We start from the raw sequence: 24,836 nt of genomic DNA, 5'->3' as shown, positions 1-24,836 counted from the left end.
GGTCGGGCGCTCCGTGCGGCCGGATGGGCCGTCGGGCGGCCCGGCGTCGCGTCGTGCGGCCTACTCCTGGGCGCCGGCGTCCCCGGCGGGCGCCTCGCGCGGAAGGATGAGGTTGAGGACCACCGCGACGACCGCGGCGACGCCTATGGACGAGGTCCCGAGCACGGTGTTCACCCATGCGGGCATGCCGGCTCCGGCGAGCGCGCCGACGGATTGCTCGATGTCGATGCCGAAGGCGACCGCGAGCCCCATGAGGGTGGTGTCGCGCTGGGAGAGGCCCTCGCGGGCGAACATCACGACGCCGTTCATGCCGATGGTGGCGAAGACGCCGATCGTCGCACCGCCGATGACGGGCTGGGGGATGGCGGTGAGGAGCGCGGCGAACTTGGGCAGCAGGCCGGCTGCCAGCAGGATGGCCGCGGCGAGGGTGAAGACGGAGCGGTTCACGACCTTGTTCTCGGCGATGATGCCCACGTTCTGGCCGTAGGTGACCGTGGGGATGGGCCGAAGAGCGCGGCGACGGCGCCCACGATTCCGGTGGCCATCATGCCGCCGGAGAGCTCGGCATCGGTCGCCTCGCGGTCCATGCTCGCCGAGGTGACGGCGGACAGCTCGCCCATGACCTGGACGATGTTGACGATGGAGACCACCCCGATCATGGCGCAGGCCGCGGGATCGAGCACGATCTCGAACGGCATGAACGCGGGCAGGGAGAACCAGGAGGCGCTGCCGACGCCGGAGACGTCGACCATGCCCATGCCGCAGGCGAGCGCGAAGCCGCCCACCATGCCGAGCAGGATGCCGCCCAGCTTGAGGGTGCCCTTGGCGTAGGTGCCCACGCCGAAGGTGACTGCGAAGGTGGTGAGGGCGACGATCCAGTTGGCGAGCGAGCCGAAGGTCTCCGCGCCCTCGCCGCCTGCCATGGACTTGACGGCGACCGGGCAGAGCGAGAGCCCGATAACGAAGATCACGGTGCCCATGACGACGGGCGGGAACAGGAACCGGATACGGCGGAACAGCGCCGCGCAGACCATCACCAGGACGCCGCCGACGATCTGCGCGCCGAGCACGGTCTCGAAGCCCATGTCGACACCGATTGCGCGAAACGCGGGGACGAAGGTGAAGCTCGCTCCCATGACGATGGGCAGGCCCGAGCCGATGCGCCCGAACAGGGGGAACTGCTGCAGGAGCGTGTCGAGGGCGGAGAGCAGCAGGGCGGCCTGGATGATGCGCGCCTCCTGTTCTGGGGTGAAGCCGCAGACGGCCGCCACGATGATGGTGGGCGTCACGATGGCGGCGAAGGCGGCGAGCACGTGTTGGAGCGCCAAGGGGATGACGCTGTGCACGGGCGCGCTTCCTTGGCACCGGAAGAGGGCGCTGCCCTGTTGGGTCACAAGGTTCCTTCCTTAGGGTGTCGAATCGATATCCGTTTTACTGTAACGGAGGGAAGCTGCGCTCGGGGTCGCGAAACAAAATGATACGTGGGCGACGGCGTGCGGTGATGGCCCGCACCCGCACGAGGAGACTTTCGCCTAGATCACGATACCGTTGCAGTGGTCGACCTCGTGCTGGATGATTTGGGCGGTGAAGCCATGGAAGACGCGCGTGCGAGGCCGGAAGTCCGCGTCGAGGTAGGTGACCTTGATCGTGCGGTAGCGTACGGTCTCGCGCTCTCCCGTGAGCGAGAGGCAGGATTCGCGTGTCTCGTAAGGGCCGCTGCGCTCGAGGATCGTTGGGTTGTACATGAGCAGCGGGGCGCCCCCGTCGTCGACGGCGATGATGCGCCGCCGCTGCCCGATCATGTTGGCGGCGAGGCCTACGCACTCGTGCGTATGGGCGGCGAGCGTGTCCAGCAGGTCCTGACCGCATGCGGCGTCGGCGGGCGTGGCGTCTTCGGACGGCAGGCGCAGCATGAGCGGGGACGTGACGATCGGTCGGATCATGGGGTTCTCCAGGTGTTCGGTGGCATCTTGGCATCTCTGGGCGATAAGAGGTGGAGGAGGGGGGGTTGGTGAGCCCTCTCGCCCCCGAAGTGAGTGGAAAAATCGCGATCGTATCGCAAGACCCGTGATATGGGCTCGAATCCAGCGTCAAAAGGCCAGATAAGTACTTTAGCTAGACGAAGCGTATCTGAAGGTCTCGCAAAAATCCACTCACTTCGGGGGCGAGAGGTCGAAACGACCCCTTGCCGTGGAGGACGATGCGCCGCGATCTCGCGCTCCTCTCGTTGGCAGGGGGGGCTTGAGTCCTGACGTCGAGGGCTCAAGCGCCGACCTGAACGGTGGTCAGCCTTCGACGATGTGCACCTGGCAGCTGCGCATGGTGGCGAGTGCGGCCTCGTGGGCGGCAGGGGTGACGCCGGCGCAGAGGGCGGGGTTCACGGTGAGCGGGACCTCGGGAAGCGCCGCCTTGATGAGCAGGGCGTTGCTCACCACGCAGATGTCGGTGCAGAGGCCGCAGAGCTCGATGGAGTCGATCGGGGCGGTGCGGTGCTCGGAGGCGAGCCAGTGCGCGAGTCCGGTGGAGCCGAACGTGGGCTTCTCGAAGACGCGCGCGTCGCGCTCGGCGCGAACGGCCTCGAGGGCGGGGACGAGATTCCAGCCGTGCGTGCCGCGGATGCAGTGGGGAACCGGAAGGTTGCGGCCCTCCTGGGTTTCGGAGTAGTCGGCGCCGTGCGTGTCGAGGGTGAAGGCGACGGTGCCGTCGAAGGATGCGGCGCGCGCGGCTACCGCGTCGACGATGGCCTGGGTCTCGGCGCTGCCGAGCGCGCCGTCGACGAAATCATGCTGCATGTCGATGACGACGAGGTAGTTGCGGGACATGGCGGGCTCCTTTGTGGGTGGTGGATTCGTATAGTCCCGACCATTGTAGGGGAGCATGTCTGTTTGCGGGCGCCGGACAGGCATCTGGCCATATTGGCGAAGCGATCCATTGTGGATGACGAGCATGTCGGTCCGTTTTGCTATCCTGGGCGCGTCAATCGATAGATCGGAGTGCCATGCGTTCCCGCAGCGATTCATTCGATACCGCGTTGCTGTCTGCCGTGAAGACTGCGTTTCTGGATTCTGCATATCCTTCGGAGGAGGGCTATCGCCCTCAGGTCGTTACCAATGACAAGCGGCGCGGCAGGAACGTTCTATCGGTTGTCAAGCGTGAACTTTCTACCTGCGAATCGTTTGATCTGTGTGTCGCATTTGTCGCGGAGTCCGGTTTGCATATGCTCGTTCAGGTGCTATCCGAGCTGAGGGATCGAGGTATCAAAGGCCGGATTCTCACCTCGACGTATCTCAATTTCAATAGTCCAGCAGTGTTTGGGAAGCTGCTCGAATACGGCAATATCACAACTCGGGTTTATCAGGGCAGCTTGCATGCCAAAGGATATGTTTTCGAGTCCGATGGAGCGGCTACCGTTATCCTCGGCAGCTCTAATCTCACCCAGACTGCCCTGGCCTGCAACAAAGAGTGGAATATCTTGTTCAGATCGCATGAAAACGGGGAGATGATCCATGCGATTCGTTCGGAGTTCGACGGGCTATGGGATTCGGTCGAGAGTGTCGACCTTACTGCGGAATGGATTGATTCCTACGGTGCCACCGTCGCGAACACGGGCTGGTTCCATCTAAGGCTGCGCGGTCGTTTGAAGCCGTGCCCAGGTCCTCGGTGTCCTGCATGTCATCGAGTCCCGACATTCGGCCCAACGCCATGCAGAAGAGCGCGCTCGAAGCGCTTTCCGTGCTCCATCGACGCCGCGAGCCGCGTGCACTGCTCGCTTCGGCGACGGGGACCGGGAAAACATACCTCTCTGCTTTCGATGTGCAGGTTGTGGGGCCTGCCCGTATCCTCTTTCTCGCACATCGCAAACGTATCTTATCGGCATCCATGAAAAGCTATTCCCGCCTTCTGGGAGACGATTACTCGTATGGCCTGTATGATCCAGCCGACCCTGACGCCGAGGATGCCACCTGCCTGTTCGCGATGTGCTCGACGATTTGCATGCATCTTGATGATTTCGATCCGCGGGCTTTCGACTATATCGTTATCGATGAGGCGCATCGTGCGGGTGCGTCGAGCTATCAAGCGATTTTGAATTATTTCAAGCCTTCTTTCATGTTGGGTATGACGGCTACGCCGAGTCGCACGGACGGATACGACGTGTTCGCCTTGTTCAACCATGTCATTGCGTGTCAAATTACGTTACAAGACGCTCTAGAAAACGATATGCTCGTTCTATTTCATTATTTCGGCATCCGAGAGTAGCGAATCGTGCGGGTCGCGGTAACCTCACCGCACCCGCCTGACACCACTCGGGGTACCATGGGGATGCCAAACATAGATTTGCCCAAGCGGCCACCCGGTCCTATGTTTGGCGACATTCCTGGCTGGGTGGCCGCTTGGGCGGATAGGAATTCGCCATGGTCGCAAACCCCTACGGGGGCCTTGTCTCGTCGCTCGACGCCGACGGGTTCGAGGCCCTCTGCTCCGCAGTCGCCGAGAGAAGGTGCAGGGCCCTGATCGGAGCCGGGACCCTCGCCGAGGCCGCCGAGCTCTGGCGCCCGAGCCCGCCCTGCCCGTCGTGCGGCTTCCCCGACTGCTCGAGGGACGGCAAGACGCCCGCCGGGCGGCAGAGGTGGCGGTGCCCGAGGTGCGGGGAGGCCTTCTCGGCGCTGACGGGGACGGTGCTCGAGTCGAGCAACAAGGAGCTCCCCGTGTGGGAGCGCTTCATCACCTGCATGTGCTACAACGCGCCGGTCGACCTGGCTGCGGAGGTGTGCGGCATCGCCCATACCACGGCCTTCGAGTGGCGCCACCGCGTCTTCGCCACCGTGGACGGCTACCAGGACCGCCTGGTGCTGAGGGGGCGCGTCTGGATCGACGAGCTCTACCTCACCGACTCCGACATCGTCCGCAGCGCGGACTACGTGCCCAAGAGGGGCCTGTCGAAGAACAAGATCTGCATCGCGGTGGCCATCGACGCCTACAAGAACGCCGTCGTGGCCATATGCGGCCACGGCAAGCCCTCCTCAAGGCGCATCAGGGACGCGCTGCTGTCGCACATAGCGCCCGGTTCCGTCATCGTCCACGACATGGAGAAGGCCCACATGAGCCTCGTGAGGGCCGCCAAGTGCACCGACGAGGCGTACAAGGCAGACGTGAAGGACCCTGTGTACCTGGAGGCGATGGAGCTCGTGAACAACCTGTGCTCGTGGCTCAGGCGCTACCTATTCCGCTTCCCCGGGATGAAGAAGGGCAACCTGCAGTCCTACCTGAACTGGTTCGTGTACCTGTTCCGCGTCCGACGCGACGAGGAGAAATGGCCCAAAACGGCAAGGGTCATGCGCCATTTGCTTATGACCGATGCGCATTACCGCAGCTCAAGGTAGGTATAGGACCCGCACGATTCGCTACTCTCGGATTTCGGCATCGTTGATTTCTCGATCGATTACGAAGAGAGGGATGATTTCTCGCTGTTCGGCCGACTGGTCTCCGAGGAACGCGTCAGGCATATCATCGAAAAAACGAGGATTACACGGTGGACAAGGAGAACCGCCGCGGATTGATCTTTTGCAATAGGAATGAAGAGGCCGAGGAACTCTCCCGTATGTTTAACGTACGGGGTTTCAGAACGCTTGCATTGAGCGGTAGCAATTCTGATGCAGAGCGAGACGCCGCGATCGCGAGGCTTGGAGCTGGGGAGATCGAATACATCTTCTCCGTTGATATTTTCAACGAGGGGGGGTCGATATACCATCGGTGAATCAGATCATCATGCTGCGACGAACGGAGCCGGCGATCGTGTTCGTCCAGCAGCTAGGGCACGGACTGCGTGAGTCGGATGGCAAGGAATGCGCTCTGGTGCTTGATTTTATTGGCAACTACCAAAAGAACTTCTTTGTTCCTGTGGCCCTATCGGGGGACAAGACCTACAACAAGGATACGTTAAGAAAGATCGTCAAGGAGGGATCGGCGATCATTCCTGGCGCTTCAACCGTAAGTTTCGATAGGGTGTTTGAGGCGCGCATCTATCGTGCGATCGACGGGGGAGACTTCACTGCTGCCAAGTTTCTGCGCGGCGAGTACTCGGATCTTCGGCAGATGATCGGGCGCATTCCCGATCTCCTCGATTTCGACCGCAACGGCTCGATCGACCCTCTGCTCATCTTCAAGACATTTGGATCCTATCACGCATTTCTTCGAAAGCATGAGTCCGTGTACGATACGGAGTTCGATTCGGCTCAATGCTCTATCCTCAAGTTTATTTCCCAGAAGCTCGCGAACGGCAAGCGCTTCGAGGAGCTCTTCATGCTTCGAGAGCTTGTTCTCGGCCAAAGGGCAAGATCGATCGACCTTATCGATTCCGCTGTCGCGGCGTACCGGAAGAAGCCCCAGGCAAGCACGATGGCCTTTGCGTTTACGGTGATTTACGGTGACTTTGCCTCGGGTAGGGTTTTGTTCCCCTGGTGGCTGTCGACAAGGACGGTTACAGTCTGACCGGCGCCTTCGCGCGTGCGCTCGGAGATAAGGAGTTCCGTCGCCAAGTTCTAGAGGTTGTGGAGTTTGGGTTGTCGCGGCATCGTGCGTCGTACGGTGAAATCTATAAGGACACGAGTTTTGTTCTCTTCGCTAAGTACACCTACGAGGAGGTCTGCCGTCTCCTGGAGTGGGATAAGAACGTCAACGGCCAGAACATCGGTGGCTATAAGTACGATAAGAAGACCAACACATATCCAGTCTTCATCAACTATGACAAAGACCCCGAGATCAGCGATTCCATCAAATACGAGGATGGGTTCCTGTCGGATCGCGAACTCGTCGCGATCTCCAAGCAGCTGCGAGATTTGAACTCTCCTGAGATCCAACGCCTGATGTCATGGCCGGGCAACGGCATGAAGACATATCTCTTCATGAGGAAAAACAAGAACGACGAGGGAAGCAAGGAATTCTACTTCCTTGGCGAGATGTACCCGACGGGGGAGTTCAATCCCATCGTGATGGCAGGTGCGAACAAGAGGGCGGTCGAGATCACCTATCGTCTCGACTGCCCGGTCCGTCATGATATCTATGAGTTCATGACAAGCGATCTCAATGAGGACGAGGCCGCCGGGTAAGAGAGAGGCTCGCCTATGCGAAGGCGGCCTCCAAAGCTTCAACGACCTTGATGTCTGCAGGGAGCCAGTCGACTGACCAGAGGCTGTCTCGATCAAGCCAACGTAGGTTCTGGTGTTCGGAATCATGTATCTCGCCGGATGCGATGGTGCAGGTGAAGCAGTCCATTGAGAGGTGAAACGAGTCATAGTCGTGCTCTGCGGTATAGAGCAGTTCAAGGTCCTCGGTCGCTACATCGAGCTCTTCTTGTATTTCGCGAATGCACGCCTGCTCGCCAGATTCGCCTGCTTCAAGTTTTCCGCCGGGAAACTCCCAGCCGCCTTTGAATTCGCCGTAACCTCGCTGGGCGGCGAGGATCTTATCGCCGCTCATGATGATGGCTGCCGCCACGTGGATGGTCTTCAAGGTGCACTCTTGTCTCGATGCGTCTCGCTGACAGTATAGGATCCAATGGGCGCCGTAATCGAATTGGGCGACGCGCCATGTTTGAGGGGGCCGTTGCTGACCGCGTGACATCGGATTCGCTTCTTGCGCTCGCATTATATCGGAAGCAAAAACTAATTCACTTCCGTTATACTGCTGATTTCGGAAGTAAAAATAAGTTCACTTCCGATAGTAAGGTCGAGAGAGAGGTGAAGTATGGGTGCGGAGCGGGCGAATCGGGCGCAGTGGCCGGCAATCGGATACGAGACCCTCTCTTGGGAGCGAGACACCGACGAGCTGGCGATGCTGCCCAAAAGCGCACGTAGGAAGGTGCTGCCCACATACGAGGCGTCCGTTCCGCTCATGATCGCCGATCGCGATGTCGTGCTCACCCCGTTGCTCTCGGCGCGAATCTCCGACCTGTTGGTTTCGATCACTCGCTTCGATTCCGAGCAGGCCCGGCGGGGCTATGATCTTCCAGCCCTGCTGTTGAGAAGCGAGTCCTCCGCGAGTTCGCAGATAGAGCACCTTACGTCGAGCGTGCGCAACGTCGCGCTTGCTGAGCTTTGCTCCGAAGCGCCTCAAAACGCGCACTTGATCGCCGGCAACGTCGCTGCGATGAGAGAAGCGCTTTCCACCGAAGGGGGCCTGTCCATCGGCATGGTTTTGGACGTGCACCGTGCTCTAGCTAATCGGGACGGAGAGGCGTTCGGGGGAGAGATCAGACAAGAGCAGGTCTGGATAGGGGGGTCCGCCTACAGTCCTCATGGCGCGCGGTATGTTCCTCCGGCCTGGACACGGGTGGAGGGGTATCTCGACGATATCGTGGCGTTCGCATCGCGCGATGACCTCGATCCCATCGTGCAGGCTTCAATCGTTCACGCGCAGTTCGAGACGGTTCATCCCTTCATAGACGGCAACGGTCGGACAGGACGCACTTTGCTTCATAAGATGCTGCGACGCTCAGGTGTACTCTCCCATGTCACGGTGCCGGTCTCTGCGGGGCTTCTCACTAACGTCGATGCCTATATGAAGTCGCTCGATGCATACCAGCAAGGCGACCCGATGGCCGTGGTGGAGCAGCTCGTCGACGCCCTCGAACTCGCGCTCGTCGTGGGGAGACTCGTTGCGGTGAAACTGGATGAGGTCATGGCGGGCTGGTCGGAGCGGATCGAGGAGCGAAAGGGGTCTGCTATCCGTCGTCTTCCGGCGCTGCTGGCCGTGCAGCCGGTGGTGAGCATCTCCTATGTGGCAGAGCACCTGAGCATCACGCCGCGCGCGGCGCAAAGCTTGGTTGGGAGGGCGTGCGAGTACGGCATCCTTCGACCCATAGGCAACAAGCATCGCGGGGCGTTCTATCAGTCGGACGAGCTCATCGACGTGCTTGAAGACGCGTCGAGCCTCCCGAGTATCCGCAGGATGGTTTCTGGGGGTCGCTAGAACGATCTTTCGGGCGCGTCGACGCAGCCGTGCGTAGCGGAGCGCGGCGGGAGGTGGCGTTATGCCGGCAGAAGAGAAGCCCGTTCCGTATCGGGGAGCGCTTGGTAGCGGCTCGGTGGCAACGGGACGACCCTGCGTTTCGGCCGGGTGCAGAATATGTCCGCACGGGGTCGTACATTGCAGGCATCAAAAGGGGGCGCTGCAAGGGCGGTGTCGGTGACCGCGCCAAAAGCAGGCCCGGCCGCGTCCAAGAGATGGGAGCAACCATGTACGAGCCGTCGCGCAATCTGTTCACGTTCCATATCGCCGGGTTCCAGCACCACGACGGGGCGCTCGTGCTTTCGAAGATCAAGGTGGGGGACGCCCTGGCGCTCGTTCCCGAGCCGGATAACCCTTACGATCCCGATGCCGTCGCCGTCAAGTACGGGGACGTGATGTTGGGCTACATCCCCGCCGATTCCGTGGGGCCGCTCTCGGTGATGTTCCACTACGGCCATGGCGATGCGTTCGAGTGCGTGGTCATCCAGGTCGCTCCCGAGAACGATCCCTGGAAACAGGTGCGCGCCTCCATCCGCGTGACGGATGCGCGCTAGCCGGTTGCGCCAGCGAACGGGTGCCGCGCTTGCCCGCTAGGCGGTCGCCTCCGTGTTGGATGCCGGGCTGGAATCGCCGGTCGTGCCACCCTGTTGGGCGGTATCGCCCGTACCGCTCTGGCTGGAGGTGTCGCTTTCGCCCGCCTGACCTGAGTCCGAGCCGTCGGTCGTTCCGCTTGCGGTGGAGTCTCCCGTCGAGCCGGAACCCGAGGAGGACCCGGAGCCGTTTGCGTCCTGGTCGGTAGCGCTCGATCCGGAAGCTACGCCGCTTGCGGCATCGCTGCTGGTGGGTGCGCCTGAATCGGCCTGGGCCGGCGCGCCCGTACCCGCCGCGCCCGAGGGGGCCTGAGCGGCGCTCGGCGACTGTGCGTCCTCGGTGACGGCCTCGTCCTGTGCCTCTGCCGGTTCCGCGGCTCCTACCTTGGTGCCCAGGCCCTCGCCCGCCGTGGCGAGCCAAATGCCGCCGGCGCACACGGCGACGGCGAGCAGGCCCGCCATGACGGAGAACACGACGACCTTGCGCTGCGTCGCCTCGCGCTCGGCTTTGGCGCGCGCCTGGAGCTTGGAGGGCGCGATGCGCGCCCCGCGCACGGGCGTCGAGCCCATGCGAACGGTCTCCTCGGCCGCGCCGGCGGCATTGCGCGGGTTCGACCCGGTGAGCGGGGCGGCGTCCTTGATCTTGCGCGCGCTCGCGGTGAGGAAGCGACGGTAGACCTGGGAGGAGACGACGGTCACGACGGAGCTCACCGCGGCGCCGATGATCGAGCCGGCGATGCCGATGTAGGACGCCAGCGCCACGGAGGTCGCCGCCGCGGCGGCGCCGGCGAGGATCTGCGGCACGGAGATGCCGTCGAAGAGGCGCTCCTTGGGCGCTATCGCCTGCGTCTGGCCGATGGCGTCGTCCTGGTTGTAACGCGTGCGCTCGCTCGAGGGGGTGTAGATGCGCGTCTTCTGGCGGTCGGTGTACTCATCGTTATATGGTGCAGCCATGGGTATGCCTCCGATTCATGGCGGTGGTGCGTAAAAGGTGCGTGCGGCGCGGCGGTATGCCGCGTGCCGTCGAGGCGGTGCCCATGATTGTGGTACCCCGACCGTCCTCGCGCCCCCGTCGTTTTCGAGAGTTCAGAAAGAGCCGACACACGGGGAGGTCTTGTGGAGAATGTCCCGCCCCATCGTTTCCCTCCCTGCGTCCGGGCGTTCGTCACCCGTCGCGCCGGCGCGCACCGGCACCTTCGGGCGCCCGCCGCGGAGCCGGGTCCGTCGATGTCGAATCGCTCCGCGGCCGCTACAATGGAGTGCACGAACGAACGAGATGGGGGCATCATGGACGAGCTGTTCAGATATTGGTCGCGCGCCGCCGGCGTCGGGTCGGGGGACGGGTTCTTCCGCGTCGCCGCCGCGACGCCCAAGATCCGCGTCGCCGATATCGCGGGTAACGCCGCCGCGATCTTGGAGTGCGTCTACGACGCCGCTCGCGAGGGGGTGGGCGCGCTCGTTCTGCCCGAACTCTGCCTCACGGGCTACACCTGCGGCGACCTGTTTCACGATCGGGCGCTCCTCTCGGCTTGCGAGGTCGCGCTCATGGGCCTGCTCGAGGACACCGACGACATACCCATGCTCTTCACCGTGGGCCTTCCCGTCGCCCAGGGCAGCAAGGTGTGCAACTGCGTGGCGGCCTGCTGCGCCGGCAAGCTCCTGGGCCTCACCGTCAAGCAGAACCTCCCGAGCTACGGCGAGTTCTACGAGAGGCGTTGGTTCGACCCCTCGTCCGTCAACTCCGTGCGGCTGTCGTTCGGCAACGGGTACGTTCCCTTCGGCTCCCATATGGTCTACCGCTGCTCCGATCCCGGCATGCAGGACGTGGCCATCGGCGTCGAGGTCTGCGAGGACCTGTGGGTCCCCGAGCCTCCGTCCGTTGCCATGACGACCCAGCTGGGCGCGACGGTGATCTTGAACGCCAGCGCCTCGAGCGAGATCGTCGGGAAGTCCGCCTATCGGCGCGATTTGGTGCGGGGCCAGTCCGCCCGGCTGTTCTGCGCCTATGCGTACGCCAACGCAGGGGAGGGCGAATCGACCACCGACTTGGTCTTCTCGGGCGAGAACCTGATCGCCGAGAACGGATCGCTGCTCGCCAAGACCGACATGTTCACCTGCGACATGGCCATCGTCGACGTCGACCTCGATCGCCTGATGTCCGAGCGCCGCCGCTGCAACACCTGGGCCCCCGAGCCCTTCAGCGGCGTCGCGTGCCTGGAGGTTCCCTTCTCGTTCTCGGGCTCCAGCTGTATTGAGGATGAGGGCGACGTTGGCCTTTGCGCCCCGGCGTCCGAGGGGGACGCGCGCGAGGAGAAGGTCATCTACCCGCTGTATTCCGCTGCGGAGACCCTGCGCGTCGCCCCGCGCAAGCCTTTCGTGCCGGCGGGGACGTCCGATCTCGCCGAGCGCTGCGAGACCATCTTCAACCTGCAGGCCGCCGGCCTCAAGACGCGTCTTGCCCATACCGGCACCCGTTCCGCTGTGATCGGCCTCTCGGGCGGCTTGGACTCCACGCTCGCGCTGCTCGTCACCGTCCGCGCCTTCGACGCGCTGGGGCTCCCGCGCACGGGCGTCCACGCCGTGTCGATGCCCGGGTTCGGCACCACCGCGCGCACCAAATCCAACGCCGAGCGCCTGGCCGAGCATCTGGGCGTCGACTTCCGGACCATCCCCATCGGCGAGGCGGTCCGCGGGCATTTCGCCGATATCGGGCACGATCCGGACGTCGCGGACGTCACGTATGAGAACGCCCAGGCCCGAGAGCGCACGCAGGTCCTCATGGATCTTTCCAACGAGCTCGGCGGCTTCGTTGTCGGCACCGGTGACCTCTCTGAGCTCGCCCTGGGCTGGGCGACCTACAACGCCGACCACATGAGCATGTACGGAGTCAACGCCGGCGTGCCCAAGACGCTCGTCCGCCATCTCGTCGCACACGCCGCGGAATCCTTCGGTGGTCAGATCGCCTCCGTGCTGCGCGACGTGCTCGACACGCCCGTCTCGCCCGAGCTCCTGCCGCCTACGGGTGACGGGGAGATCGCCCAGTGCACCGAGGAGCTCGTCGGTCCGTACGAGCTGCACGACTTCTTCCTCTACCACATGCTGCGCTTCGGCTTCGCGCCCGCGAAGATCTACCGCATGGCCTGCCGCACCTTTGCGGAACCGTCCGAAGACGGCGGTCCGGCCTACGAGCCCGCCGTCATCCTCTCCTGGCTGCGCGTCTTCTACCGGCGCTTCTTCGCTCAGCAGTTCAAGCGCAGCTGCCTGCCCGACGGTCCCAAGGTGGGGAGTGTGAGCGTGAGCCCTCGCGGAGACTGGCGCATGCCGAGCGACGCCTCCGCGGCGCTCTGGCTCGACCAGGTCGAGGCGCTCGAGGCGTAGCGCCTGAGCGCGGCGCCGGCGCCTGCACGGCGCGCTACACTTAGGGACATGACCGAATCGTCCCGTGCGCCGGGACGTGAACCGGGGACCCGTGCGCGGGTCCCATCGCGAGCCCGTTCGCGCGGGCGCAACGGAAAGGACGACCCATGAAGTTCGCAGACCGTCTCGACCTGTTCAGCGACGAGGTCTTCGCCTCGCTCAACCAGAAGCGCCTGGCGCTCGAGGCGCAGGGTCGCACCATCTACAACCTCTCCGTGGGCACCCCCGACTTCGAGCCGTACGAGCACGTCGTGTCCGCCTTGCGCGAGGCGGCGCTCGACCCGGCCATGTGGAAATACTCGCTGCGCGATCTGCCCGAGCTCAAGCAGGCGGTGTGCGACTACTATGCCCGCCGCTTCGGCGTGGAGGGCATCACGCCCGATATGGTCGCCTCGTGCAACGGCACGCAGGAGGGCGTGGGGCATCTGGGGCTGGCCCTGCTGAACCCCGGAGACACCGTGCTCGTGCCCGACCCGTGCTACCCCGTCTTCGAGGCGGGAGCCAAGATCGCCGGCGCCAAGCTCGAGTACTACCCGCTCAACGCCGAGCGTGACTTCCTGCCCTACGTGGCCGGCATCGACCCCGAGGTCGCCGACCGCGCCAAGTACATGATCGTGTCCCTGCCCGCCAACCCCGTGGGCTCGGTGGGAAACGACGCGCTCTACGACGAGATCATCGCCTTCGCGCGCGAGCACGACCTGCTCATCGTGCACGACAACGCGTATTCCGACATCGTCTTCGACGGGCCGGCCGGCGGCACCTTCCTCGCGCACCCCGGTGCGCTCGAGGTCGGCGTCGAGTTCTTCTCGCTCTCCAAGTCGTTCAACGTGACCGGAGCCCGCATCGGCTTCATCGTGGGCCGGCCCGATGTGGTCGCCGCCTTCGCCAAGCTGCGCAGCCAGATCGACTTCGGCATGTTCTTCCCCATCCAGAAGGCCGCCATCGCAGCGCTCGAGGGCCCGCTCGACGAGGTCGAGGCCCAGCGCCTCAAGTACCAGGAGCGCCGCGACGCGCTGTGCGACGGCCTCGAGGCCCTGGGCTGGGAGCGCCCGAACGCCCATGGCTCGATGTTCGTGTGGGTGAGGCTGCCCGGCGGCCGCTGCGATTCCATGGCGTTTTGCGAGGAGCTCATGGAGAAGGCGGGCGTCATCGTGACGCCCGGCGCGAGCTTCGGCCCGCATGGCGAGGGCTACGTGCGCATGGCGCTCGTGCTGCCGCCCGCCGGCCTGCGCGACGCGGTGGCCGCCATCGCCGCCGCCGGCATCCGGGGCTAGGCCTTCGCGTGTCTTTCGCCCGCTCGCGGCCCTCGGCAGGCGTCGAGGGCCGGGCGGGGCGGCGGCGGGGCGCCGTCGAACGGTTTGCTATCGACTGAGGAGCGAGTTTGTCGGATATCGACGTGTCGGTTATCGTGCCGTGCTATAACACCGAGGCTTATCTCGACCAATGCCTGACGAGCATCGAGGCCAACAGCTCCTGTTCGCTCGAGGTAATCGTGCTGAACGACGGGTCGAGCGATTCGTCGCTCGACATCATGCGCGCCCACGCCGCCGCCGACCCGCGTGTCCGCGTGGTGGACAAGCCCAACCAGGGCTACGGCGCCACCGTGAACCGCGGCATCGACGAGGCGCGCGGCTCCTACATCGCCATCGTCGAGCCGGACGACTACCTCAAGCCGGGCATGTACGACAGCCTGTTCGGCCTTGCCCGCCGTACGGGCATGCCCGACGTCGTCAAGTCCGCGTACTGGCGCGTGTGGATGCCCGGAACGCCCGATGAGCGGCTGTTCCGGTGCGCTTACTACAAACGCGTGCGCCCGGTGGGCGAGGCGTTCACCCTCGCGGAGTGCCCGCGCCTCATCATGCACCACCCGAGCATCTGGTCGGCGCTCTACCGCCGTGATTTCCTGGCATCGCATGCGATCCGCTTCATGGAGGTCCCCGGGGCGGGCTGGGTGGACAACCCGTTCCTCATCGAGACCCTGGCCCAGGCCGAGTGCATCGTCTACACCGACGAGAGCTTCTACTGCTATCGCGAGGACCTTCCCGAGTCGTCCACGGCGCGGCAGCCCTCCGCGCTGGCGTTCGAGCGCTGGGAGGACATGGCCGATGTGCTCGATCGTCTGGGCGTCCGCGATGCGGGCGTTCGCTCCGCCCTGTATACCGTGGGCTTCCGCCATGCGGGCCTCGCCATCGGCCGCGGTGGCCTGGCTGATCCGCTGCTCCGGCGTAAGATCGAGCACATGTTCGGCAGGATGGACCCCGGCTTGGTCTCCGAGCTGCCCGCGGTGCCGGCGGAGCTCAAGCGCACGTTCTGCTCATTGAGGGGTATCGAGCCGTGCAAGGTTTCGAATCTTCGCTACTTGGCCTATCTTATTGGGGAATCGGTCCACGGTCTGCGCACCAACGGCCTCGGCTTCGTGTGCGCGCACGCGCGCATCGTGCTGCGCCGGCGCTCGGAGCGGGGCCGTTCCATGTCCGCATCGGACGACGCATAGGATACGGCCGCGTCGGGAGGCCCCGCGCGCGAGACAGAGGACGGTCAATGGCTGGGAAGAAACGCATCGCGGTGTTCAGCATCGACGCGAAGCTGGGCGACGAGGTCCGCGGGGCCACGCGCTACACCTTCCTGTGCGAGCAGCTTGCCTGCGCTGGGTACGAGGTGGATTTCATCACCTCCCGGTTCCAGCATTGGGACAAGCGCTTCCGCGATGCCGCGACGTTCGATGCCGGCACCGATGCGTTCGCGGTTCGATTCATCGAGGAGCCGGGCTACCCCAAGAATATCTGCCCCCAGCGCATCTGGTCGCACCATATCGCCGCCAAGAGCGCCCGCGCCTATTTCGACGAGCACCACGATTACGATCTGATCTACTGCCAGATTCCCCCCAACGACGTCGCGCGCGAGATCGGTCGCGCCGCCAAGCGCTACGGCATACCTTTCGTGATCGACGTCAACGACCTCTGGCCGGAAGCGTTCAGGGTCGCGTTCGACATCCCCGTGGTTTCCGATGTGCTCTTCTGGCCGCTGTACCGCCAGGCGCGCGCGGCATACGACCTCGCCGACGCGATCGTGGGGACGTCCGACGAGTACGCGTCGCGCGCCTTCGCCGACCGTCCGCGCGACATCCCGAGCATCACGGTGTACGTGGGCAACGACCTGGCGGCCTTCGACGCCGGGGCCCGCGCGCATGCCGCCGAGGTCGTCAAGCCGGAAGGGGAGGTGTGGATCACCTACGCCGGCACCCTCAGCGCGTGCTACGACCTGGTCACGCTCGTGCGGGCTGTAGCCTCTGCGCAGAGGACCGATCCGCGCATCAAGCTCAAGCTCCTGGGGGACGGCGCGGCGCGTCCCGAGATCGAGCGCGCCGTCGCCGAGACCGGTTGCGACGCGGAGCTGGTGGGCTACATGCCCTACGACGTGATGGCCGCCTGGCTGTGCGCCTCGGACATCACGGTCAACTCCTTGGTGGGCAAGGCCGCCCAGAGCATCGTCACCAAGATCGGCGACTATCTCGCTGCAGGCATTCCGATGGTCAACACGTCGAAGAGCGCCGAGTTCTCCGCCAAAGTGGAGGCGGACTGCTTCGGCGTCAACGTCGAGCCGCAGAGCCCCGACGCGCTGGCGGCGGCGCTGCTCGAGCTCGCTGCGGCCCCCGATGCCCGTGCCCAGATGGGCGCCCGTGCCCGGGCGGTCGCTGAAGAGCAGTTCGACCGGCCGCACGCCTACCGCAAGACCGTCGAGCTCATCGATCGCCTTATCGAGGAGCGCTAGGCGCTATAGGGTTTTCCGTCAAGCTAAAACTTTCTACAGTGCGACTTAGTATTCGGTGAACGGTAGCATATAATCCTATAAGAGGTAGATAATAGGATCATAGTTTGTTATCGGCCGAGTTGGGTCGATGTCCAGATTGGAGATAGCTATGGTCAACGACAGGAAGGTCGCCATCGTCGGATGCGGTTTCGTGGGCTCTTCGTCCGCTTTCGCGCTGATGCAGAGCGGCCTGTTCTCCGAGATGGTCCTGATCGATGTGGACCACGCCCGCGCGGAGGGCGAGGCGCTCGACATCAGCCATGGCGCCCCGTTCGCCAGCCCGATGAAGATCTATGCGGGTGACTACGAGGATGCTGCCGACGCCGCGATCATCGTGGTGACCGCCGGTGCCGCCCAGAAGCCCGGCGAGACGCGTCTCGATCTGGTCAACAAGAACGTCAACATCTTCAAGTCCATCATCCCGCGCATCCGCGAGGTGGGCTTCGAGGGCATCCTGCTCATCGTCTCCAACCCGGTCGACGTGCTGACGTACGCCGCCATCAAGATGAGCGGCCTGCCCGAGAGCCGCGTCATCGGTTCGGGCACCGTGCTCGATTCCGCGCGCCTGAAGGATGCCCTGGGCGATCGCCTGGGCGTCGACCCGCGCAACGTCCACGCCTATATCATCGGTGAGCACGGCGACTCCGAGCTCGCGGTGTGGTCGAGCGCGAACGTCTCGGGCGTGCCCCTTACCAGCTTCTGCGAGATGCGCGGGCATTTCGACCATGAGGAGTCCGAGCGCCGCATCGCCGAAGAGGTGAAGAACGCCGCATACGAGATCATCTCCAGGAAGCATGCGACCTATTACGGCATCGCCATGTCCGTCAAGCGCCTGTGCACCGCGATCATGCGGGACGAGAAGCACATCCTTCCCGTATCCAGTCTGATGGTGGGGGAGTACGGCTTGTCCGATATCGCGATCTCCATGCCCACGATCGTCGGGCGCAACGGTATCGAGTGCCGCGTCCCCGTTTCGCTCTCCGCCGAGGAGCTTGCCGAGCTGCATCGTTCCGCGAGCGCTCTGAAGGACGTCATCGATCAGTGTGATTTCGAGTAGGCGCGTTGCTCGGGGGAGCTGATAATTTGCTATATGGGGGCGGCGGCCGACGGGTCGCCGCCTTTTTGTGCCGTGCGGGACGATTGTTCTGGTCTTGAGACGATGCGGGCGGTGACCAGCCGCTGCGGGTTATGTTGATGCCGCGGGTCCATCGGTTGTTCGACGTGGTTGGCATGTCGGGCTTGCGCCTTTCGAGCCTATTCAGATGGTTGGATTCGGTGACGTTCGTTTTTGGTCGGTGACGACTGCGGGCCATGCATCAACAGGGGTCAGAATATACGAATCTAATTTTAACCCCCTGAATGTTCGGACATTGTTGGCAAATATAGAAGAAGGGGCAGCCGTAATGGCCGCTTTGCTGAGGGTGGTCGGCATCGTTATGCAACATATGTCACTTAACGGGAGGCATTGCGGCGCAAAGTCCGGCGTTTTTGCGCCGAAGGCCTTTCGTGGGGAGACCGATCGCCCAAGCGGACTTATATATCTGCCAAATTTGTCCAGAAATATAGGGGGTCAAGCAAAAAAAGACACAGGATAGTCCGAACGCTGTGCGGCGACTATGCCTGGACGGTGAGGGCGCGCAGGGCGGCCTTGTCGGCGAGCTCGACCGTTCCGCGGGACAGGCGGACATATCCCTCGTCGGCGAAGTAGCGCAGCATGCGCGTGACGACCTCGCGCGCGCTGCCCATGTGCTGGGCGATCTGCTCGTGCGTGAGCTTGAGGGCCTCAGACCCGGTGCGCGCCGACTCATCGAGCAGGAAGATCGCAAGGCGCGTATCGAAGCTCATAAACAGGACCTGCTGCATGACCCACATGCAGTCGCTGAAGCGCTCGGTCGCCTGGCGGAACGTGAACGCTTCCACATGGGCGTTGGCCTCGGCGATGCGCGCGTAGGTGCGCGGCTCGACGACAAGTAGGCTGGAGCGTTCCGTGGATTGGAGCACGATGTCGAAGGTGACCATGGGCAGCACGCAGCTTGCGGCGAGCACGCAGCACTCGCTTGCCTCGACGTGGAACAGCGTGATCTGCCGCCCGCTCTCTGCGTGCATCGAGGCGCGCAGAGAGCCTGCGCGCACGAAGACGACACCGGCGCATCCGTGACCCGATCCCTGCACGGCGACTCCGGCCTCGACGTCGACGATGCGGCTTGCGGCGGCGAGCTCGGCCCGCTCCGCTGGGGTAAGGTGCTTCCAGAAGGGGATGCGCGAGAGTTCGGTTTCGCTGGGAGCCATGGGACCTCGATTCTGATCGGTGCCCTTATGGTAGGGCTTCAGGCGCGTTTCCGATAGCCGAGCGATCCTGATGCCGCCATCGTCCGGTCGCATCCGTCGAGCTCCCTTGCCGGCAAATGGGCGGGCCGCTCGAGCGACCCGCCCGTATCCTACTTGGACGCCTTGTTGGAGGGCATGCCCCTACGCGCGCATGCCGCAGGGGCCGACCTCGGAGTCCTCGACATAGCGGCCCTCGAGGACCTGATCGTAAAACCCGTATCCCCCGGCGACGTTGGCGCAGGGGAACCCGTGCTGGGCGAGGATGCGGCAGGCGACGTAGCTGCGCAGGCCGCTTTGGCAGTACACGAGCAGGCGACGGTCGCGGGGGAGCTCATCGAGGTGCTCGCGCAGCTCGTCGAGCGGGATGTGGGCGGCGCCCTCGACATGGCCGCGCTCCCATTCCCCGACGGTGCGGGTGTCGAGCACGAGCGGGGCATCCGGGCCGGGCGTCTCGACGGCGCGTTCCACTTCCGTCCACGTCACCTTGTCCACGCGCTCCTCGAGGATGTTCTGGATCATGAAGCCGGCCATGTTGACCGGGTCTTTTGCCGAGGAGTACGGCGGGGCGTAGGCGAGGTCGAGCTCGGCGAGGTCGTAGGCGTCCATGCGCGCGCGGATGGCGACGGCCAGCACGTCGATGCGCTTGTCGACGCCACCGCGACCTACGGCCTGCGCACCGAGGATGCGGCCGCTGCCGCGCTCGAAGAGCACCTTGAGGGTCATGGCGTGGCCGCCGGGGTAGTAGGTCGCGTGGTTGGGCGGGGTGAGCACGACCGAGTCGAAGTCGATGCCCGCAGCCTGCGCGGCCCGCTCGGTGAGCCCCGTCGCGGCGACGTCGAGGTCGAACACCTTGAGGATCGAGGACCCTTGGGATCCGGTGAAGGGGTGCTCGATGCCGCAGATGGCATCGGCGGCGATGCGGCCCTGCTTGTTGGCGGGGCCGGCAAGCGAGATGACGGCGGGCTGGCCCGTGACGGCATGGACGACCTCGACGGCGTCGCCGACGGCGTAGATGTCCGGGTCTGAGGTGCGCATGCAGGCATCGGTCCGGATAGCCCCGCGCAGGCCGAGCTCGAGGCCCGCCGCCCGCGCGAGCGCGCTCTCGGGGGTCACGCCGACGGCCAGGATGGCGATGTCGGAGACGATGCGCTCGCCGGTGTCGAGCAGGGTCGCGATGCCGTCCTCTTCGTCCGCGAAGCCGGTCACGCCCGCGCGGAGGCGCAGGTCCACGCCGCCTGAGCGCAAGCGGTTGTGGACGAGGGCCGCCATGTCGGCGTCGAGCGCGGGCATGATGTGCTCGCCGCGCTGGAGCAGGGCGACGGCGATGCCGAGCTCGCGCAGGTTCTCCGCCATCTCGAGGCCGATGAAGCCGCCGCCCACGACCGTGGCGCTGCGCGCGGCGCCGTCCGTCACCGCCTCGCGGATGCGGAAGGTGTCCTCCACGCTGCGCAGCGTGTGAAGGCGCGCGCTGTCGGTGCCCGGGATGTTCGGGACCGTCGGATGGGCGCCCGGGGAGAGGATGAGCTTGTCGTAGGACTCGGTGTAGACCGTGCCGTCGTCCAGCTTGCGGACGTCGACCGTCTTGGCGGCGCGGTCGATCGAGACGACTTCCTGACGCACGCGGACGTCGATGCGGAAGCGCGCGCGGAAGCTTTCCGGCGTCTGGAGGGTGAGCCTGCGCTTCTCTTTGATGACGCCGCCGATGTAGTACGGAAGGCCGCAGTTCGCATAGCTGACGTAGCCGGTGCGCTCGATCATCACGATCTCGGCGCCCTCATCGAGCCTGCGCAGTCGCGCCGCCGCCGATGCGCCGCCCGCGACGCCTCCTACGATGACCACCTTCATGGTTTATCCCCTGCCTTTCACGATGGAGCCGGACCAGCGGTTGATCCCGCCCATGTCCGTGACGCTCTCGTACCCAAGGATGCGCAGCTCGGTGCACGCCCGCGCGCTCCGCGCGCCCGAAAGGCAGTAGACGAACAGCGGGAGGCTGAGGTTCGGATAGGGCGTGCGCGCGGTGCGGATGCGGTCGAGGGGGATGTTGACGGCCCCGGGGACGTGGCCCGTGGCGTACTCGTCCGCGCTGCGCACGTCGATGACGGCGTGGTCGCCGACGGACTCCGCCCGCTGCATCTCTTCGTTGATATCGGCTCCGCCTCCGAAGAGGCTCTCGAAGAATCCCATGGTGTCGCTCCTGTTCATCGGAAGGTTACGGTTTCATCCTACGGATGGGCCGACGCGCGTTCGGTGACTAAGTCACCCCGTGGGCGGGCGGCGCGCCGGCGCCTATAATGGTTGGGCTCAAATGAACGATAAGGAGACGCCCCGCATGAAGATCAATCACGCCGTCCTGCATATCTTGGATTTCGAATCGGCGGTCAACGTACTGTCCCAGCGCGAGCTCGACCTCGACACGCGGGCGGTCCGGTCGTTCGTGACATCGCATCTGCGCCGCGCCCGCACGAACACGGACAACAGGCGCGGGACGTTCGCCGAGAACAGCGCCTTTGCCGGCGAGCTCAAGGCGTTCCTGTTCGGTGACCGCGACTTCATCGACCTCTCGCAGCAGATCGCCGAGTTCTTCTCCAGCGAGCTCGCCCGCGCCGACAAGGCCGAGTCGACCGATGTGCTGGTCGCCGACTTCGAGGATGACGACGAGGTGCGCTGGTTCGCGGTCCTCCTCATGGCGAGCCGCACGGCCTTCATGCACGAGGTGGCGCGCGAGGGAGGCGAGGTGCGCAACGACATCGCCAAGCGCTATGCGATCCTTCCCGCGCCCTCGCAGAAGGTGACGTCGTTCGCGCTGGTCCGCGCGAGCTCGCTCGACATCCTGTACCAGGACAAGAAGCGCAAGATCGCCGGCGAGGACGCCTTCATCGTCCCCGACGGCCTGCTGCAGTGCGCGACGGGCGTGTCGGGCAAGGAGGTCATCGACACGGTGACGAGGGTGGTCGAGCAGGTGGCGGAGGAGCACGGCGCCAACGCGGCGGTCGCGCTCGCCCGCGCCAAGGCCGTGGTGGCCGAGAAGGTCGAGGAGGACGAGGAGATCGCGCCGTGGGACCTCGCGGAAGAGATCTTCGAGGACGAGCCCGTGCTGCGCGAGAGCTTCGAGTCCGAGATGCGCGAGGAGCAGCTGCCCGAGCGCGTGCCCGTCGAGCGCGCGGTCGTGGAGCGCGCCCCGGTGCGCAACCACAAGATACGCACCGATACCGGCATCGAGATCAGCTTCCCCGCGGAGATGCTGAAAAACTCCGAGTACGTCGAGTTTGTGAACGAGCCCAACGGTCTGATCACGCTCTCGTTGAAGAACATCGGGTCGATCGAGAACCGATAGCGCGCATGTGCCCCGCGGTCCGCGATCGCCGAGGGCGCGGGCGCCTGGCCCGCCGTGCGGAATCGTCGCCCGGTGCCGCCGCTCTTGGTGCCGGTGCCGGAAAACGTTACAAGACCGTTCGGCGTATGGCTCGATGGCGCGAGCGGGGTATACCGTAGTGCATGGCGAAACCGCTCGGCGCGCGTGCCGGAAGGCGGGTTCGGAGGATGGGAGGGGACATGGCGAGGACGCGTCCGCGCGGCAAGGGCGAACGGGCGGCACACGGCGGGAGCGGGCGTCCCGTTCGCAAGAAAGGCGGGCGGGGAGCGCGCGAGAAGCGCCGTGAAGATTCCGCACGGGTGCCGGCCGCGCCCGTGCCCGTGGTGGACCCCATGCCCGAGGTCTCCTCCCCGCGGCAGGAGTCGGGATTTCTTTCTTACGTACGGAGCGAGTTCGACACGTTCGAACGCCGTCCGCTCTGCGCGGTCGACAGCCTCGTGCTTTCCTGGATCGCCTATACTCGCCTGCCCGACGCGCTGTTCGCGGCTTGCACGCCCGCCGGGATCGGCCTGCGCGAGCTTCTGCGCGCGGAGGACATGCCGTGGATGGTTCGGCGCACGTGGGATCCCGAGAGCAGCCGGGACCTCCTGTTCGCGGTCTGCGCGAACCCGCGGTTCCGTGATATCCGTCTGGCGGATTTCTGCTTCAGGACCGATCCGGGCCGCGAGGAGCAGTTCGCCGCGATGACGTTTCTGCTGCCCGGCGGAGGAGTCTACGTGGCTTTCCGCGGCACGGATTCCACCCTTGTGGGCTGGAAGGAAGATTTCAACATGGCGGCTTTCTGCCCGGTTCCCTCCCAGACCGAGGCGGCCCGGTATCTGACGGAAGCGATCGGGCGCTTCGAGGGGCCCGTCTACGTGGGAGGGCACTCCAAGGGAGGCAACCTCGCGATCTATGCCGCCGCGGCGTGCGGCGAGGCGCTGCAGACGCGCATCGCCCGCGTGTTCTCCCATGACGGCCCGGGGTTCAACGACGAGTTCCTCGCCACGGAGGGGTTCGCGCGCATCCGCGGCCGGGTTGAGAAGACGGTTCCCAAGTCGACGGTGATCGGCGTCGTGATGCACGACGGGGACATTCGCCGCACGGTGGTCGAGTCCGAGGGCGTCTCGGCCGCCCAGCACAACCCGTTCCTGTGGGCCGTCGACGGCTGCGCGTTTCGCGAGGCGGACGGGCTTTCGGTGAGCTCGCGCAGCTTCGATTCGCTGCTTGACGCGTGGATGGAGAAGTACTCCTACGACGAGCGCGGCGCGTTCATCGACACGCTCTTCGGCGTGGTCGGGGCCACCGGTGCCGAGCGCTTCTCCGACGTGCGCGCGGATTGGCGGGAGAGCCTGCCGGTGCTGCGCGAGGCGGTGGACGCCCTGGAGCCCGAGCAGCGGGCGTTCGTCGTCGACGCGCTCAAGGCCCTGGCGAGGACGGCGACGGTCGAGAAGGCCGCCGGGGCCGCGTCGGGCGTGCTGGACCGGCTGCTGCCGTCCGGATAACAGGGAGGGCGGGGGGCGCGCACGGCCTGTACGCGCCCCCCGCCCGTTACGACAGGAATCGTCTTGTCGGGACCGGCGTCGCGCCCGGCGTCGGGGACCTACAGCTGGCGCAGCCCCTCTTCCAGGCCGGTCTTGCTGTCGGTCTTCCCGTCGCGCATCTTGATGACGCGCGCCGGAATGCCTGCGACGACGGAGCCGGCGGGAACGTCCTCCACGCATACGGCGCCAGCGGCCACCACGGCGTTCGCGCCGACGCGCACGCCTTCGAGCACCACGGCGTTCGCGCCGATCATGACGTCGTCCTCCACGATGACGGGCGTGGCGCTCGCGGGTTCCACCACGCCGGCGAGGACCGTGCCGGCCCCGATGTGGCAGCGTTTGCCCACGGTGGCGCGTCCGCCCAGGATGGCTCCCATGTCGATCATCGTCCCGTCGCCGATCACCGCGCCGATGTTGATCACCGCGCCCATCATGATCACGGCCGCGTCTCCGATCTGCACGCGGTCGCGGATGATCGCGCCGGGCTCGATGCGGGCGTTGACGCCCTTGAGGTCGAGCAGCGGGACGGCGGAGTTGCGGCAGTCGTTTTCGATATCGAAGTATTCGATCGCGTCGGCGTTGGCCTCGAGCGCGCGCGAGAGCTCGGACCAGTCCCCGAAGATGACGATGCCCTCGGGCCCGCCGTAGACGCGCGCGTCGCCCCAATCGGCCGAGGCTCCCCCCTTGAGCCTGACGTAGGCCTTGACGGGGGTCTTCTTCTCGGCGCTGGCGATGAAGTCGATGATCTCCTGTGCGTTCATCTCGGTGCTCACGGTGCGTATCTTCCTT

Annotated in this window: 22 protein-coding genes and 2 pseudogenes; 15 read left to right on the top strand and 9 right to left on the bottom strand. The window is 65.0% G+C overall.

Going from position 1 to position 24,836, the window contains the following annotated elements; genetic code table 11:
* Positions 1-60 precede the first annotated feature (60 nt).
* From BQ7355_RS09405 to BQ7355_RS08675, 3 genes and pseudogenes are all read right to left on the bottom strand, one after another.
* Positions 61-1,289: pseudogene (locus BQ7355_RS09405) on the bottom strand (uracil-xanthine permease family protein).
* A 243-nt stretch (positions 1,290-1,532) separates the two neighbouring features.
* Positions 1,533-1,943, bottom strand: a complete 411-nt coding sequence (locus BQ7355_RS08680) for a peptide deformylase (RefSeq protein WP_072415815.1) — start codon at positions 1,941-1,943, stop codon at positions 1,533-1,535.
* A 342-nt stretch (positions 1,944-2,285) separates the two neighbouring features.
* Positions 2,286-2,822 carry a cysteine hydrolase family protein gene (locus tag BQ7355_RS08675; protein ID WP_072415814.1) on the bottom strand — a complete coding sequence of 179 codons (537 nt, stop codon included), beginning with the start codon at positions 2,820-2,822 and terminating at the stop codon, positions 2,286-2,288.
* 176 nt (positions 2,823-2,998) lie between these two features.
* Here BQ7355_RS08675 and BQ7355_RS09485 point away from each other — a divergent pair.
* The 6 genes and pseudogenes from BQ7355_RS09485 to BQ7355_RS08645 form a co-directional block, all read left to right on the top strand.
* Positions 2,999-3,478: pseudogene (locus BQ7355_RS09485) on the top strand (phospholipase D-like domain-containing protein); the annotation flags it as partial.
* Positions 3,479-3,669: 191 nt separating this feature from the next.
* Positions 3,670-4,257, top strand: coding sequence for a DEAD/DEAH box helicase family protein (locus BQ7355_RS08665; protein WP_083581676.1), 588 nt, complete (start codon positions 3,670-3,672; stop codon positions 4,255-4,257).
* Between the two features lie 155 nt (positions 4,258-4,412).
* Positions 4,413-5,381 (top strand): IS1595 family transposase, encoded by a 969-nt coding sequence (locus BQ7355_RS08660; RefSeq protein WP_072415811.1) that lies wholly within the window; start codon positions 4,413-4,415, stop codon positions 5,379-5,381.
* A 149-nt stretch (positions 5,382-5,530) separates the two neighbouring features.
* On the top strand, positions 5,531-5,755 hold the full coding sequence (locus BQ7355_RS08655; protein WP_072415810.1) for a DEAD/DEAH box helicase: 225 nt from the start codon (positions 5,531-5,533) through the stop codon (positions 5,753-5,755).
* Positions 5,752-6,489 (top strand): DUF8090 domain-containing protein, encoded by a 738-nt coding sequence (locus tag BQ7355_RS08650; RefSeq protein WP_072415809.1) that lies wholly within the window; start codon positions 5,752-5,754, stop codon positions 6,487-6,489. Before BQ7355_RS08655 ends, BQ7355_RS08650 begins: the two co-directional genes overlap by 4 nt.
* Entirely contained in the window at positions 6,459-7,106 is a 648-nt protein-coding gene (locus BQ7355_RS08645; RefSeq protein ID WP_072415808.1) for a DUF3427 domain-containing protein, read from the top strand. Before BQ7355_RS08650 ends, BQ7355_RS08645 begins: the two co-directional genes overlap by 31 nt.
* Before the next feature lie 13 nt (positions 7,107-7,119).
* On the opposite strand, the gene BQ7355_RS08640 is transcribed toward BQ7355_RS08645, so the two are convergent.
* Complete coding sequence (locus BQ7355_RS08640; protein WP_072415985.1) at positions 7,120-7,509, bottom strand: (deoxy)nucleoside triphosphate pyrophosphohydrolase; 390 nt, start codon at positions 7,507-7,509, stop codon at positions 7,120-7,122.
* 234 nt (positions 7,510-7,743) lie between these two features.
* Between BQ7355_RS08640 and BQ7355_RS08635 the strand changes: the two genes are divergently transcribed.
* Both BQ7355_RS08635 and BQ7355_RS08630 read left to right on the top strand, forming a co-directional pair.
* On the top strand, positions 7,744-8,967 hold the full coding sequence (locus BQ7355_RS08635) for a Fic family protein (RefSeq protein ID WP_072415807.1): 1,224 nt from the start codon (positions 7,744-7,746) through the stop codon (positions 8,965-8,967).
* Between the two features lie 266 nt (positions 8,968-9,233).
* Positions 9,234-9,560 (top strand): HIRAN domain-containing protein, encoded by a 327-nt coding sequence (locus BQ7355_RS08630; RefSeq protein ID WP_083581674.1) that lies wholly within the window; start codon positions 9,234-9,236, stop codon positions 9,558-9,560.
* Between the two features lie 36 nt (positions 9,561-9,596).
* On the opposite strand, the gene BQ7355_RS08625 is transcribed toward BQ7355_RS08630, so the two are convergent.
* The gene (locus BQ7355_RS08625) at positions 9,597-10,550 is read right to left on the bottom strand and encodes a hypothetical protein (RefSeq protein ID WP_072415805.1); all 954 of its coding nucleotides are present in this window, start codon (positions 10,548-10,550) and stop codon (positions 9,597-9,599) included.
* Between the two features lie 333 nt (positions 10,551-10,883).
* Between BQ7355_RS08625 and BQ7355_RS08620 the strand changes: the two genes are divergently transcribed.
* From BQ7355_RS08620 to BQ7355_RS08600, 5 genes are all read left to right on the top strand, one after another.
* On the top strand, positions 10,884-12,974 hold the full coding sequence (locus BQ7355_RS08620) for an NAD(+) synthase (RefSeq protein WP_072415804.1): 2,091 nt from the start codon (positions 10,884-10,886) through the stop codon (positions 12,972-12,974).
* A gap of 146 nt (positions 12,975-13,120) precedes the next feature.
* Complete coding sequence (locus tag BQ7355_RS08615) at positions 13,121-14,287, top strand: pyridoxal phosphate-dependent aminotransferase (RefSeq protein WP_072415803.1); 1,167 nt, start codon at positions 13,121-13,123, stop codon at positions 14,285-14,287.
* A 107-nt stretch (positions 14,288-14,394) separates the two neighbouring features.
* Positions 14,395-15,507 (top strand): glycosyltransferase, encoded by a 1,113-nt coding sequence (locus tag BQ7355_RS08610; RefSeq protein WP_072415802.1) that lies wholly within the window; start codon positions 14,395-14,397, stop codon positions 15,505-15,507.
* 47 nt (positions 15,508-15,554) lie between these two features.
* A complete protein-coding gene (locus BQ7355_RS08605; RefSeq protein WP_240307367.1) occupies positions 15,555-16,784 on the top strand; it encodes a glycosyltransferase family 4 protein in 1,230 nt (409 codons plus the stop codon).
* 148 nt (positions 16,785-16,932) lie between these two features.
* On the top strand, positions 16,933-17,880 hold the full coding sequence (locus BQ7355_RS08600; RefSeq protein WP_072415801.1) for an L-lactate dehydrogenase: 948 nt from the start codon (positions 16,933-16,935) through the stop codon (positions 17,878-17,880).
* 557 nt (positions 17,881-18,437) lie between these two features.
* On the opposite strand, the gene BQ7355_RS08595 is transcribed toward BQ7355_RS08600, so the two are convergent.
* The 3 genes from BQ7355_RS08595 to BQ7355_RS08585 form a co-directional block, all read right to left on the bottom strand.
* Positions 18,438-19,112 carry a Crp/Fnr family transcriptional regulator gene (locus BQ7355_RS08595; protein WP_072415800.1) on the bottom strand — a complete coding sequence of 225 codons (675 nt, stop codon included), beginning with the start codon at positions 19,110-19,112 and terminating at the stop codon, positions 18,438-18,440.
* Between the two features lie 180 nt (positions 19,113-19,292).
* Entirely contained in the window at positions 19,293-20,996 is a 1,704-nt protein-coding gene (locus tag BQ7355_RS08590; RefSeq protein WP_072415799.1) for an FAD-dependent oxidoreductase, read from the bottom strand.
* A 3-nt stretch (positions 20,997-20,999) separates the two neighbouring features.
* On the bottom strand, positions 21,000-21,335 hold the full coding sequence (locus BQ7355_RS08585; RefSeq protein ID WP_072415798.1) for a rhodanese-like domain-containing protein: 336 nt from the start codon (positions 21,333-21,335) through the stop codon (positions 21,000-21,002).
* A 145-nt stretch (positions 21,336-21,480) separates the two neighbouring features.
* Here BQ7355_RS08585 and BQ7355_RS08580 point away from each other — a divergent pair, with 145 nt between their 5' ends.
* Both BQ7355_RS08580 and BQ7355_RS08575 read left to right on the top strand, forming a co-directional pair.
* Positions 21,481-22,485 carry a nucleoid-associated protein gene (locus BQ7355_RS08580; protein ID WP_072415797.1) on the top strand — a complete coding sequence of 335 codons (1,005 nt, stop codon included), beginning with the start codon at positions 21,481-21,483 and terminating at the stop codon, positions 22,483-22,485.
* 218 nt (positions 22,486-22,703) lie between these two features.
* The gene (locus tag BQ7355_RS08575) at positions 22,704-24,008 is read left to right on the top strand and encodes an Mbeg1-like protein (RefSeq protein WP_240307366.1); all 1,305 of its coding nucleotides are present in this window, start codon (positions 22,704-22,706) and stop codon (positions 24,006-24,008) included.
* Positions 24,009-24,106: 98 nt separating this feature from the next.
* Here BQ7355_RS08575 and dapD read toward each other — a convergent pair whose 3' ends face one another.
* The gene (gene dapD / locus BQ7355_RS08570) at positions 24,107-24,820 is read right to left on the bottom strand and encodes a 2,3,4,5-tetrahydropyridine-2,6-dicarboxylate N-acetyltransferase (protein WP_476695867.1); all 714 of its coding nucleotides are present in this window, start codon (positions 24,818-24,820) and stop codon (positions 24,107-24,109) included.
* Between the last annotated feature and the right edge of the window lie 16 nt (positions 24,821-24,836).

This window comes from Collinsella phocaeensis (genome assembly GCF_900119895.1).
Classification (GTDB): domain Bacteria; phylum Actinomycetota; class Coriobacteriia; order Coriobacteriales; family Coriobacteriaceae; genus Collinsella; species Collinsella phocaeensis.
This window is presented reverse-complemented; position numbering and strand designations above follow the sequence as displayed.

Bases quoted from the DNA above. Each gene is read 5' to 3' on its own strand.
- BQ7355_RS08680 (WP_072415815.1), bottom strand. From the start codon at position 1,943: ATGATCCGACCGATCGTCACGTCCCCGCTCATGCTGCGCCTGCCGTCC.
- BQ7355_RS08620 (WP_072415804.1), top strand. From the start codon at position 10,884: ATGGACGAGCTGTTCAGATATTGGTCGCGCGCCGCCGGCGTCGGGTCG.
- BQ7355_RS08660 (WP_072415811.1), top strand. From the start codon at position 4,413: ATGGTCGCAAACCCCTACGGGGGCCTTGTCTCGTCGCTCGACGCCGAC.
- BQ7355_RS08615 (WP_072415803.1), top strand. From the start codon at position 13,121: ATGAAGTTCGCAGACCGTCTCGACCTGTTCAGCGACGAGGTCTTCGCC.
- BQ7355_RS08635 (WP_072415807.1), top strand. From the start codon at position 7,744: ATGGGTGCGGAGCGGGCGAATCGGGCGCAGTGGCCGGCAATCGGATAC.
- BQ7355_RS08585 (WP_072415798.1), bottom strand. From the start codon at position 21,335: ATGGGATTCTTCGAGAGCCTCTTCGGAGGCGGAGCCGATATCAACGAA.
- BQ7355_RS08575 (WP_240307366.1), top strand. From the start codon at position 22,704: ATGGCGAGGACGCGTCCGCGCGGCAAGGGCGAACGGGCGGCACACGGC.
- BQ7355_RS08605 (WP_240307367.1), top strand. From the start codon at position 15,555: ATGGCTGGGAAGAAACGCATCGCGGTGTTCAGCATCGACGCGAAGCTG.
- BQ7355_RS08580 (WP_072415797.1), top strand. From the start codon at position 21,481: ATGAAGATCAATCACGCCGTCCTGCATATCTTGGATTTCGAATCGGCG.
- BQ7355_RS08600 (WP_072415801.1), top strand. From the start codon at position 16,933: ATGGTCAACGACAGGAAGGTCGCCATCGTCGGATGCGGTTTCGTGGGC.
- BQ7355_RS08590 (WP_072415799.1), bottom strand. From the start codon at position 20,996: ATGAAGGTGGTCATCGTAGGAGGCGTCGCGGGCGGCGCATCGGCGGCG.
- BQ7355_RS08665 (WP_083581676.1), top strand. From the start codon at position 3,670: ATGTCATCGAGTCCCGACATTCGGCCCAACGCCATGCAGAAGAGCGCG.
- BQ7355_RS08595 (WP_072415800.1), bottom strand. From the start codon at position 19,112: ATGGCTCCCAGCGAAACCGAACTCTCGCGCATCCCCTTCTGGAAGCAC.
- BQ7355_RS08675 (WP_072415814.1), bottom strand. From the start codon at position 2,822: ATGTCCCGCAACTACCTCGTCGTCATCGACATGCAGCATGATTTCGTC.
- BQ7355_RS08630 (WP_083581674.1), top strand. From the start codon at position 9,234: ATGTACGAGCCGTCGCGCAATCTGTTCACGTTCCATATCGCCGGGTTC.
- BQ7355_RS08625 (WP_072415805.1), bottom strand. From the start codon at position 10,550: ATGGCTGCACCATATAACGATGAGTACACCGACCGCCAGAAGACGCGC.